We start from the raw sequence: 12365 nt of genomic DNA, 5'->3' as shown, positions 1-12365 counted from the left end.
ATATAAAGTAAAAATAGGTTCTTTTACCCATGCCAATATAGCATAGATAAAAGAACCTATATAAATTATAATGCGAAACCAAATAGACGTGTCAAGAAATTGGACTTTTGACCTACCCAACTAGATGGAACAGCTGGATAGAATGTGCGATTAGCCAAAAGATCACGCTCATTAAGATGGATATTTGGGAGCAAATCTTTTTTATATGTGCTATCCAATTTAGAAATTGCCTCTACATAACCTTGATGCGCTTGTACATCACTTTCTCTGCTATAACCAGTACCAAAGAAATGAATCAAACCATTACGATATAATTCAATAGCTCTTTGATAATTAGCATTATTGTGATTAAAAGATGCCATATTGCATTGAATCAAAATGCCTTTATCAACCCATTCTAATAGTTGCTCTGGTTTAGTAAACAATTGTCGGTGAGATTCTACTTCACTAATAATAGGAACAATACCCATATCAAGTAAGCTTAACAGCCATGCATTAACATGATAAACTTTGCTATTTTGAGGTAGTGCTACTAACATAAAATGGCTATTCCCTAAAAGATATTGGTTGCGATGAGCAGCAATATATTCAACCATTTCATCACAGAGCAGAACACGAGCACCACTGTGAATCGTTACCTCTACTTGTTGTTCTCGTACAGCTAGTTTCACATCATTTACTAAAGACTCCATAGTATTCCATGTCTTCTTATCCATAGATACTGTCACATCAGGAGTACTAAAAATATCTGTAATGCCTTGATCAGACAAGGACTTAATCATTTTTATTGATTCTGCCATTGTTTGTGGCCCTTGAGGACCTAACACAGCTGGCAAAATGCAACCATGTAAATCAACCACGCGATTCATAATCTTTCCCTTCTACTTACGATAATCCCTTACAGCAATCGTTCTCTTTTTACAAAGTTCATTTTTATCTCATTTAATTTTCATTTTCTATTCATGATTATAACAGGGTAAAAGTCGCTTGTATAGTGGTTTTTCTATAAAAATAGATAAATTATAATGTGTTCATTTAATAATTTGTTTATTTTTTCACCTTAACTTCATTAAAAATACCTCATAATCATTATGATTATGAGGCATTTTATACTCATATTGCATATTAGCAACAGTTCATTTTTTATATATGCATTTTTTCTGACCTATACTATAGGCTAACTTTATTAATAGTATACCAATCACAACACCTATTGTATCAATGACAACATCAGAAAACTGAGAGCTCCGACCTGGTGAAAATATTTGTATAAATTCATCTAGAATAGCTATAGCCATCCCTAGACCAATCGTTTTAAATACTGTTCCATACTCAATATAACGACGTAAGATTGCATATAAAACGCCACCGAGGATTGTATACTCTGTAAGATGTGCTAATTTCCTAATAATCCTATTTAAAGTCCATATATTTCCGTGAAAGCCTAGATGATGTGCTATAGGAGCTAGCTTCTCAGCAAAAACAAGGCTAAATCCATCGGATGTCCCTCCATTTTGCAAGGAATTATCCCAGATAAAAAACACAATTAAACCCAACACGATATATAGTATCCAACGTTTCATACTACTCTCCTAAACGTCACAATACATATAGATAAGTTAATCACGGTCAAAAATATCTCTCGTATAAACCTTATCTTTCACATCTTCTAAAGATGGATCCCAACGATTAGCTACAATAACATCGCTAACCCGTTTAAAATCTTCAAAGTTGCGAATTACCGGTGAATTGAAGAAATCTTCTGCATCAAGAGTCGGTTCATAAACGACAACAGCAATACCTTTAGCCTTGATACGCTTCATAACACCTTGAATTGCTGATGCTCTAAAGTTATCAGAGTTCATCTTCATCGTCAAGCGATAGACACCAACAATTTTAGGGTTTTTAGCGATAATAGCATCCGCCACATGGTCTTTACGTGTTCTATTCGCATCAACAATAGCGGAGATTAAATTTTGTGGCACATCATTGTAGTTAGCTAATAACTGTTTTGTATCCTTTGGCAAGCAATACCCACCATAGCCGAAGGATGGATTATTATAAAAGTCCCCAATACGAGGGTCTAAACATACACCATTAATGATTTGGCTTGTACTAAGACCGCGTACCTCCGCATAAGAGTCAAGCTCATTAAAGTACGCCACACGCAATGCCAAATAAGTATTAGCAAATAATTTAATAGCTTCTGCTTCTGTAGAGTCTGTATATAACTGTGGTACATTTTCTTTAATAGCACCATCAGCTAGCAGTTGACCAAAACGACGAGCACGCTCAGAGTCTTCACCTACAACAATACGAGATGGATACAAGTTATCGTATAATGCTTTACCTTCTCGCAAGAATTCTGGGGAGAAAATTAAATTCTCTGTTTTAAACTCTTCACGCATTTGTGCAGTATAACCTACGGGTACAGTTGATTTAATAATCATTACTGCATCAGGATTAATTTCTAAAACAGTTTTAATGACTTGCTCAACAGAAGATGTATCAAAGAAGTTCTTTTGTGGATCATAGTTGGTAGGTGTAGAAATAATTACATAATCTGCACCTTTAAATGCTTCTACAGGATCTAATGTAGCTTTAAAGTTTAATTCTTTAGTGGCTAAATATTCCTGCAATTCCGCATCTACAATAGGTGCTTCCTTGCGATTTAACATCTCCACTTTTTCAGGAACGATATCGAGGGCTACCACTTCATTATGTTGTGCTAATAATACGCCATTGGAAAGGCCTACATAGCCTGTACCAGCAATTGCAATTTTCATTTATTTGCCCTCCGTCATATAGAAATCTTTATACCATATAGCAAAACGTCTTAAACCTTCTCGCAACGTTGTATTCGGTTTAAAGCCAAAATCTTCTTCTAAAGCACTCGTATCCGCATATGTAACAGGTACATCACCTGGTTGCATAGCGACTAATTCTTTATGTTCCTCAAAATTGTAATCTTCTGGTAGTACACCAGCAGATACTAATTCTTCTGAAAGAATACGCACAAAATCGAGGAGGTTTTCAGGATTGCTATTGCCAATGTTATAAATAGCATATGGTGGTACTGGCAATCCATCCGCTCCGTTACGACGCTCTGGTGCAGCACACATAACCTTAGAAACGCCTTCTACAATATCATCGATATAGGTAAAGTCACGTTTACAGTTGCCGTAGTTAAAGATTTTAATAGTACCGCCACTGCGCAACGTATTTGTGAATCCAAAATATGCCATATCCGGACGTCCTGCCGGACCATATACCGTAAAGAATCTAAGACCAGTGCTTGGAATGTTATAGAGCTTTGCGTAAGAATAAGCTAGCAATTCATTGGATTTTTTTGTAGCTGCGTACAAGGATACTGGGTTATCTACCTTATGATCTGTAGAGTATGGGATTTGTTTATTCGCCCCATATACGGAGGAAGATGATGCATATACTAAGTGTTCTACACCACTTTCACCATTGTCATAAGAATGGCGACAAGCCTCTAAGACATTATAGAAACCAATAATATTAGATTCGATATATGCATCTGGGTTTGTAATAGAGTAGCGAACCCCTGCTTGAGCCGCTAAATTCACAACAATGCGTGGTTTATAAGCAGCAAAAATGTCATCAATAAAAGCCTTATCAGCAATATTACCTTTTTTAAAAATCCACGTATTTTTATTACCTTTGCTCATCGCGTCGATTTGTTGTAATCGATAATCCTTTAAAGCTACGTCATAGTAGTCATTAACAGAATCTATACCGATAATTTGAGTTCCTTCTACTTCAGATAAGAGGGACATAACGAGATTAGCCCCTACAAATCCAGCGGCTCCCGTTACAAGGATTACCGTATTGTTTAAGTCTACATTTTTTGAAAGCATATGTACTCCTTTCATAGTTCTGTTAATTATGAGCGTCTTACTTTACCTAAAACTTTATTAACACCAGAAATAATAAAAGTACGCTCAGATGGAATGATACTCAAAACCGCCACATACAATAGAACACATAACAGCATACAAGCTATCGTCCACCATACTGCATCATATAAATGTAAAATACTATATGCAATAGCACCAACAATAGATGCAGTAATTAGATATACACCTATATTAGTAATCACCCGAAGGGCACTCATATGTATAAATAATGCTAAAAAAATCATAGCAACTATTAACATTTGCATGCGTACTATTGAGCGAGCATACACAAAGGTAGTGAAATCATAGTGAATACAAATATAAATAACGGGTATTAAAACAACTAAATGTAAAACTTGAGTCCAGAACGATAGATTTGGCACCCCTTTAGCACGGAATATTTCAGAAATTAGATTCGCTGTAACAGTCATAATAGCTGAGCTCAATGCCCAGGAACCTAAAACGATACCCGCCAATTTCCATTGAGGCCCAAGTAAAAGCTGGACAACAAAGTCTTGGAATACAAATAAACCTACTCCTATAGGCACTAAGAATAAGGCCATATAGCGTTGGAATGTAAAGAATGTATTGGAAAAGGCCTGTTGATCATGTTGTACCCTACTTAGCGCTGCAAAAAGCACTGGCGCTAATGATGCTGTAGCCATAGCCATAACAGTTGTTACAATGGCCATCGGCATCTTGTAAATACCTAAATAGTACGCATCAAGAAATCTAGTGATAATAAAGGTATCTACCCATGCGGTAAGCCAAATAGAAAAGGCTTCAGCCAAAGACCATGCACTATAGCTAAACATGTTCATAAAAACGCGACCACTAAAGAATAAGCGAATCTGATTTCGTCTACTCTTTAATAAAGCTAATGCTGTAAATAGCTGAGCCCCTAACATGCCAGCAATTAAAGACCAGTAATCATACCCCATGAACGCCATAGGAATAGATATCACTATAGGTGTCAAAATGGTTATAAGACGAATATTTAGAAGAAACTTAAAGTTAAAATCCCGTCTATACAAAGCCATCTGAACACTGCTAAAGGCTGATAGAGGTATCATTGCCCCCATCACGGCCAATGGTATTCCTAAACCATCATTACCTACTAGTACAGCCAATTCATCACGGCCTATTATGATAGCGCCCCATAAGAGTAAAGAGAATACTAAGTTGGCAATAAAGGCCACATCTGTGGCCTCTTGCTTTTCTTGGTCACTTTCAAACTCATGCTGTACAAGAAACTTTTGGAATCCCGCATCAGCAAGCATTTCTGCAAAAGAGATAACCATCATAATTGTTGCCAATATACCAAACGCAGTCGGTGCAAGCATATGGGCCAATATTATATTTGTCAGCGGTGTAATAAGCTTTGCTAAAACCTCTGTAATTACAGACCATTTAGCAGCAGCTACGATTTTAGTATCCATTATTTTTTATTGATATTCTTAATGCCTCTTAAGAATAATTCATGATGAGCTTCACACTCTAAATAGTTTTGTATTGCTAAATAACTTGTGGGACCCAAAATAAGTTGCATTAACTTACGGCCAAATAAAGCATTAATAGCGCGTATAATAAAGGATCTGCCTAAGAACTCACGCAAATAACGTTTTACATGAGTATCAGCGAAAGCTTTATAGTTTGAGATTACAAAATGAGCATCCTTAATTTCTTCACTGCGTTTTTTATAACCTGCTAACGTTTCTGCCCCTTCAGCTTCTGTAGCTAGTCGGGTACCATTATCAGTCTTACGAATAGGTAACTCACATATAGCAAAGCTATCTTTTGTAGCCTCTACATTAATCAACATTGCATCTTTGACAAATTCTTGATGATTTACGTGGAAGTCAGAGTTAAAGATAAAGTTACCTTGACCATAAATGATAGAGCCCCCCTTATAATCTTCTCGAGAGCCTACACAGTGGCTATGCTGGCAAATAACGAGGCTAGCCCCTCTATCGACAAACTTACGGCAGTAACGTTGTAACATCGGTGATGGATAGCGATAGAATTCCTTACCCCCATGATATAGAACAATTACATAATCGCATCGTTCTTTTAAAGCAGCCACTTCATCAAAGCTGTCCAATACATCAAATGGGTTGGCACCCATAGAATGACAAGTAGCCATAGTAAACTCATTCTCTGTACATAGATAGAAGCCTATACGTACGCCATCTTTTTCAAAGAAAAATGGCTCCTTTGCTTCCTTCAAATTGGCACCAACCCCAGCATGAGCAATTCCATGTTGTTTCAACAAGTTTATTGTTGTTGTTAAGCCTTCCACACCTTGATCTAAGGAGTGATTATTAGCTAATGTTAAGAAAATAGGTCCTAACGCTTTATAGCCATAAACGGTCTTTGACGGGGCAATCAAATTATTACCAAATTTTACAATTGGTGTTTCTGCATCAGTAAGAGGCACTTCTAAATTAAAAATATTTAAGTCAGATTTCTTAAGAATTTCATACAGCTCTTTACCTACTAGTGCTTCCCCTTTGCCCTCTTCAAATAAACTTTTATTGATATCCGTAGGAACAAAATCAGCTCCGATGTACAGTTTCAAGATGTAACCACTCTCCTAATTCATAATCTTTTGACATAGGACGAAACGTTTCTAATCCAGCACCAGGGAAAAATGTTAACTCTCCAATAAATAGGCGCCCTTTTATTTCGTAAAAATCAACACGTAAGAACGGACAATCCTTACTTAGCTCAGCTGTGAGACGTTTCATTTCCTCATAAGTAGCTGGCTTCGGAAACTCCGTAGGTAATGGAGGATAATGACCAAAATGAATCCCCATAGGCTCCCAATTGATATCATAGAAGTTCATACGCGTTCCAGTCTTTGAAAAGCGATCTGAACATACCACCGTTAGCTTTGGTTCCCCATGAAAGGAATACATCTTATAGTCCAGTAAATCATCATTGCCCAATTCAGAAATATATTCTTCTGCTATAATGCGGCGTGGTACATTTTGATAAGCCCATTCTCTGGCAATTTTAGAATAATCACGTTTTAGAGATGCCCTTAACTTCGCTTTAGCTGCTTCGAAGTCAAAAGATGATTTGTCTTTACAAATTGCGATGCCTCCACTATCATGAGTTGACTTCAATACAAATTGATTTGGCAATGCATTGATATCGATATCCTCTACTGAATCCCATACAGCAAGTGTAGGGATAATATATTGATTTCCCACACGCTCTGCAATAAAGTGCTTTGCTTCATGCTTATCAACCATGACAGTTTGAATAGGATTCCGGTAATTAAGTTTTAGCCATTGTAATTTTTCACTGAAAGTTTTAGGGTTCTCTAAATCTAAGGGATACCCCATATATTTAGGAAATACCTTCTTTAAAAAATCTTCATCACATAAATTATCATAATAGCCTAATTTAATAAGAACTCGAGTACGATAGTAAGGTTTTGTTAAAAAGGACATTCCAACTTTACACAATTTGCTCAGCTTCATTTTTACGTCCTTTCCGGAGCCTTTGCACCGCTAAATAAAACAACATCATATAAAAATAAGTACTCTTACTTTCATAAGACACCATCCCCATATCCATTACAATTTGTGAAAGGAATAGAATGAGCACCATTACATATTCATTACTGTGAAAATCACGATAGCGAATTAAGTTATATGCCACATACAAATACATGGAATAATATGCTAATAAACCGATAATACCAGTACCAGCCAATAGCTCAATGTAGTTATTATGAAGGTAGTAGTTCTCTTTACCATATAGGAAATATGTATATACAGACGGATTATTGACACCAACCCCAGTAATAGGAGATTGGTAGAATAAATCCCAACCAATATCTACTAAAGCCATACGAATGATAGTAGAGGAGTCACCACCAGTACCGGCAAAAGCTTCCACCATGCTAGACATACGATCTAATACTTCAGCAAACATCGGCAATTGCAATACAGCAAAACCTACAATAGTAAGGCCTAGCAAAGAACCAATAATTTTGGCAATCGAATTGATTGAATTGGCACTTCGTAAGCTTTTAAAAACAAAAAGTAATACTGTACCTACTACAACGAATACAAGAGCCTTACGACTTCCTGTAGCAGCAAGAATACCTAATGTGGGTAACGCAATAATATGCCACCATCGAGGGCGATCATATATCATATAATACAAGGTCATTACAATAGCATTAGCACCTAAAAGACCTACGGTATTCGCATTTAATGCATCATTGGCAATTCGTGCCGATGATGACAAGACAGTAATGAAATAGTCTAAACCGTAGAAATAAACAGTGTAAAAACAAACTATATAGCCTGTCCACATACCAATCTTTAATAATGTATCCACCGATTCTTTATCTTGATAGCACATGTACAAGATGATGAGCATAAAGAATATCTTGACAATATCAAAACTTCGACTCATAGCCACAGCCGGATCTATAGCATTAATCGTACTAAGGTAACAAGCCCCTATAAAGAGCAGCATATATCCATGCATCCAATTGAGCCGTAGCTTAATAACGCCCTGCTCTCTTATAAGATAAAAAATGATGAGCCCAAATAAGCATACAAATAATACATAGGCACCATAGTTCGCGTCGCCAAGGGCAAAGGAAATGGTCAACGACAACACTAAAAAGATTAGAGTTATGAACCATATCATACGGTCAGCAAGGGCTGTTATATTTAACTTCAATGGTTCCCCTCCTTACAACTCATAAAACTTCTAACCAACGTTTTGCGATTTTCCACAATGGGAACTCATCGCGTACTTTGATGGCTTCTCGGGAAAGCTTAGCTGCTAGTTCAGGATTTTTTAAGACACTGCGCATAGCTTCATACATGGCCTGTGTATCACCTACAGGTACAAGAATACCATTCTCTCCACTGTTAATTACCATACGAGCACCGCCTACAGGGCAGTCTGTAACAACTGCAGGCAATCCCATGCCGAGGGCTTCTAACATAGAGTTTGAAATACCTTCAAAGTCGGAAGAAGACACAAACATAGAACAAGGTGCTACTTTTTCTAAAATGTTACTAGCAAAGCCCGGTAATAAAATTCGATCCTCTAAATTAAGAGATTTAATTTGAGCTCGTAATTCATCTTCTAAAACACCTTGACCATAGATGACAAGTTTATACTCTGGAAACTCGTCCGCTAACATACTAAAAGCATTAATCATCATAGGCAAGTTTTTTTGAGGATGTAATCGACAGGCAGTAACGATTGTCTTTTCTCGGTCTCCCTCAATTGGGGGTGGCAATTTACCATTAATAGGATTTGGAATAATAACACCACGCTTTTGAACAGATTCAGGGAAATAAGAGCGAGCGTCTTCTGTTTGAAATACTAGTGCATCGGCGAATCGAAAGGCAAAATTACGCAACGCTTGTTGATGCCAACCAATTGGCACCTTGCGGGGATTATTGCGTTCAGAAAAGACGATACGGTTGTTTACAAACCAAGAGCTAATAGCCAAGATGAAACTCGATGCAGACAAGAACGATAAGCATGTAGCATTCGGTCTAGTCTTTAAGATTTTGATTAATTCTTTTATTTCTTGCATAAAACGAATTACCTTATTAGAGCTAGTAGTATGAATTTGGATTTGCTCAATACCTTCCTCTAAAGCATATTCGTTACCATATCGATTAGGGCTTGTTTGGATAACCGTAATATGGTGACCATCATGCACCCATTGACGTGCTAACTCTGTTAAAATTCGTTCAGCCCCATCATTACCAAGGGAGATGGTGACAATTATTATTTCCTTTTTCATAAGCCTTCCTCTTGGATATATTCTGCTAGCCTTACATAGGCTTGTGCCATTGATACTTTAGGCTGCCAACCTAAAGACTTTAGCTTCTTGGAGCTTAAGAACATGTGGACTGTCGGAGCATAACCGAGCCCCTGCACATCTTCCGGAATATCAAAGACAACTTTGCTCTTACCATCACTTACATGTGTTGCCACTAAATGAGCAATGCTAGCAATAGAGCGAGTCTCTTCATCATGGCATACATTATAAGCCTCTCCGACTTCGCCAGCTTTCATAAGTGTCAAAATGCCAGTTAATGCATCTGTAATGTAGCAATAGTTAGACATAGAGTCGCCCTTCGTATGAAGTATGATGTCTTGATTTTTAAGCGCACTCTTAGTAAATTGCATGAATACGCGGTTATCTGACACAGGAACACCTGGTCCAAAGGTTTGTGCTAATCTCGCAATTACTGCTGGCACACCATACTCTACCGCATAAGATTTGCAATAACATTCGCAAAGTCGCTTGCTTTCAGAATAAGAACTGCGTACATTTAGATGATCAAGATAGCCTAAACGATCTTCAGTCATAACCTGTCCTGATTCATAAGGAACGCCATATTGCTCCATGCTTGATAGGTAAACAAGTTTTTTTACCTTTTTATGGCGACCTAGTTCAAGCATGGCTTCCGTACCATGAATGGAGGTTCGAATTGTTTCTACTGGATGTTCCACAAAAAACTTAGATTGCGTTGGTGCTGCACCATGTAGAATATAATCGCATGGCACATTAATAGAATCTAATGAACCATCTATAAGCGTTAACGATTCATCATCTAAATATTCACCAAAAATAGTTTGTGCTTTATCATGGCTACGTATATGACCAAGCACTTTTAAATCCAAGCCATAAGCTTCATTAGCAAGTATGAGCAGTTTAATAAACATAGAGCCAATAAGCCCTGTTGCACCCGTTACAAGAATGCGTTGATGACGGAGGAAATCAAAGTGCTCTTCTTCATGTACTAAAGCCGTTAACTCACGTTGAATAACGGAATTACTCATCTTCTAGTCCTCCTTGTTCACGGTTTTTAATAATACCCGTAAACATATAATAATCAGATGGTGTGGTAATTTTTATATTTTCAGTTTCCCCGAGTACAGGGTATAAAGTATAACCATAATGCATCATCATCGATGCAGAATCAATGAAATCATGGATTCCATCATCTTTTGCACGATTATGAACAGATAAAATATCATCTAATCTAAAACTCTGAGGCGCCTTAGCCATCAGACATTCATTACGATTTAAAATACGATTAATGGAACCATCTTGAGTAACCATAACCGTTTCAATGGCTGGTGTAACAGTAATAGCAGACCCCTTAGCTTCAACAGTTTCAATATTTCGTTCAATAGTATCACTATCAACAAGAGGACGAACACCATCATGAATCAAAACAGTCACATCTTCATCAAGGAACAACCGCTTAGCCTCAACAAGCCCATTATATTGAGATTCGAGAGCACTCTCACCACCGGGCACAATAGATAATACCTTTTGTAGCCCTGCGTTATGGATTAATTGCTTTGTATGATCAATCCATTCGGCTTTACAAGCTAGCACAATACCATCAATAGCCTCTGTTTGTTCAAAAACATCTAGGGTTTGAATTAAAATAGGTCTACCGTTCCACTCTAAAAATTGCTTCGGCGTCTTACTGTTCTTCATACGAGCACCTACGCCACCCGCAAAGATTACTGCTATTCGTTTCATAGGCCCTCCTTATGGTTGAGCTTTATGTTGGGCATAATGAATGCCTCTATATTCCTTATAAGGCGTATGCAAATCAGCAAATGCGGCGTCGTGTTTTGCTACACGTTGCTCTACAGGCGGTAATTGCATATAATCACCCCAAATAAGACGTAAATATCTCTCATACCCTTTCATAACAGGTATTTGATACCCTTCAAAGTCTTTATAAACAACAGAAGCAAAATCCTCTTGTGGATGTCTTAGCTTCATGCCCTTCAAACTACCAATTAACTCTGTACATTCCTTGCTTGTATTGAAATCATATTTAGTCATTTGCTTTTCTGCAAAACGCCAAATATGATAGCGTACAGATTGACTAGAAAAGACCTTATAAATACAGCCTGCTAAGGCACGATACATAGGTCCCTTATTATCTGGCAATCGCTGTGCATTAAAGAGTGCAAAGGTCATAGCCCACATCAACTGCAAAGCGCGGCTGATTTTGCCAGGTGCACAGCCGTCAATAGGCATAATCTCTAAAGCTAAACCATGACAAATATCTTCGTCCATACTGTGACGGTTAATAAAGGTCGTATGATTATCGCGAATAGAAGCGCCTGCATCGTGATAAATATGGTGACGATCCGTACGACAATACGTATAACGTTCTGTATCAGCATATTTAGGCCACAACTCTGCCAGTTTTTCATAGTCAGGACGAGGCATAAAAAGATCTAAATCATCATCCCAAGGAATAAAACCATTATGGCGTATAGCCCCAATGAGACCACCGCCGCAAAGATAAAAGCGCAAATTATGTTTGTCGCAGAACTCTTTAAAGTACAGTAACATAGACAGCTCTTTCTCTTGTATTTCCTTTGTCATAGATGTACTCATAGGGACCTCGC

The 12365-nt window shown here is 37.5% G+C and carries 12 protein-coding genes; all 12 read right to left on the bottom strand.

All coding sequences use genetic code 11. The annotated features are described in order from the left end of the window. Positions 1-65: 65 nt before the first annotated feature. The 12 genes from RWZ05_RS00435 to RWZ05_RS00380 all read right to left on the bottom strand — a co-directional run bounded on the left by RWZ05_RS00435 (position 66) and on the right by RWZ05_RS00380 (position 12354). On the bottom strand, positions 66-869 hold the full coding sequence (locus RWZ05_RS00435) for a CpsB/CapC family capsule biosynthesis tyrosine phosphatase (RefSeq protein WP_314641004.1): 804 nt from the start codon (positions 867-869) through the stop codon (positions 66-68). 267 nt (positions 870-1136) lie between these two features. Beyond that, positions 1137-1583: a VanZ family protein gene (locus RWZ05_RS00430; protein ID WP_314641002.1), complete on the bottom strand. Its 447-nt coding sequence runs from the start codon at positions 1581-1583 to the stop codon at positions 1137-1139. A gap of 36 nt (positions 1584-1619) precedes the next feature. Then, positions 1620-2786, bottom strand: coding sequence for a nucleotide sugar dehydrogenase (locus RWZ05_RS00425; RefSeq protein WP_314640999.1), 1167 nt, complete (start codon positions 2784-2786; stop codon positions 1620-1622). Beyond that, positions 2787-3884 carry an NAD-dependent epimerase/dehydratase family protein gene (locus RWZ05_RS00420; RefSeq protein WP_314640996.1) on the bottom strand — a complete coding sequence of 366 codons (1098 nt, stop codon included), beginning with the start codon at positions 3882-3884 and terminating at the stop codon, positions 2787-2789. Positions 3885-3910: 26 nt separating this feature from the next. Further along, on the bottom strand, positions 3911-5362 hold the full coding sequence (locus tag RWZ05_RS00415; protein WP_314640994.1) for a lipopolysaccharide biosynthesis protein: 1452 nt from the start codon (positions 5360-5362) through the stop codon (positions 3911-3913). Next, a complete protein-coding gene (locus RWZ05_RS00410) occupies positions 5362-6501 on the bottom strand; it encodes a CapA family protein (protein ID WP_314640991.1) in 1140 nt (379 codons plus the stop codon). The genes RWZ05_RS00415 and RWZ05_RS00410 overlap by 1 nt, the downstream gene beginning before the upstream one ends. Then, positions 6479-7411: an ATP-grasp fold amidoligase family protein gene (locus tag RWZ05_RS00405; RefSeq protein WP_314640989.1), complete on the bottom strand. Its 933-nt coding sequence runs from the start codon at positions 7409-7411 to the stop codon at positions 6479-6481. Before RWZ05_RS00405 ends, RWZ05_RS00410 begins: the two co-directional genes overlap by 23 nt. Then, on the bottom strand, positions 7389-8630 hold the full coding sequence (locus RWZ05_RS00400) for an O-antigen ligase family protein (protein WP_314640986.1): 1242 nt from the start codon (positions 8628-8630) through the stop codon (positions 7389-7391). The genes RWZ05_RS00405 and RWZ05_RS00400 overlap by 23 nt, the downstream gene beginning before the upstream one ends. A 19-nt stretch (positions 8631-8649) precedes the next feature. After that, positions 8650-9717 carry a glycosyltransferase gene (locus RWZ05_RS00395; protein ID WP_314640984.1) on the bottom strand — a complete coding sequence of 356 codons (1068 nt, stop codon included), beginning with the start codon at positions 9715-9717 and terminating at the stop codon, positions 8650-8652. Beyond that, entirely contained in the window at positions 9714-10763 is a 1050-nt protein-coding gene (locus RWZ05_RS00390) for an NAD-dependent epimerase/dehydratase family protein (RefSeq protein WP_314640982.1), read from the bottom strand. The genes RWZ05_RS00395 and RWZ05_RS00390 overlap by 4 nt, the downstream gene beginning before the upstream one ends. After that, positions 10756-11478, bottom strand: a complete 723-nt coding sequence (locus tag RWZ05_RS00385; RefSeq protein WP_314640980.1) for an IspD/TarI family cytidylyltransferase — start codon at positions 11476-11478, stop codon at positions 10756-10758. The genes RWZ05_RS00390 and RWZ05_RS00385 overlap by 8 nt, the downstream gene beginning before the upstream one ends. Before the next feature lie 9 nt (positions 11479-11487). Further along, a complete protein-coding gene (locus RWZ05_RS00380; protein WP_314640978.1) occupies positions 11488-12354 on the bottom strand; it encodes a LicD family protein in 867 nt (288 codons plus the stop codon). Positions 12355-12365 lie beyond the last annotated feature (11 nt).

Source organism: uncultured Veillonella sp. (assembly GCF_963543145.1).
In the GTDB taxonomy this organism is placed as follows: domain Bacteria; phylum Bacillota; class Negativicutes; order Veillonellales; family Veillonellaceae; genus Veillonella.
This window is presented reverse-complemented; position numbering and strand designations above follow the sequence as displayed.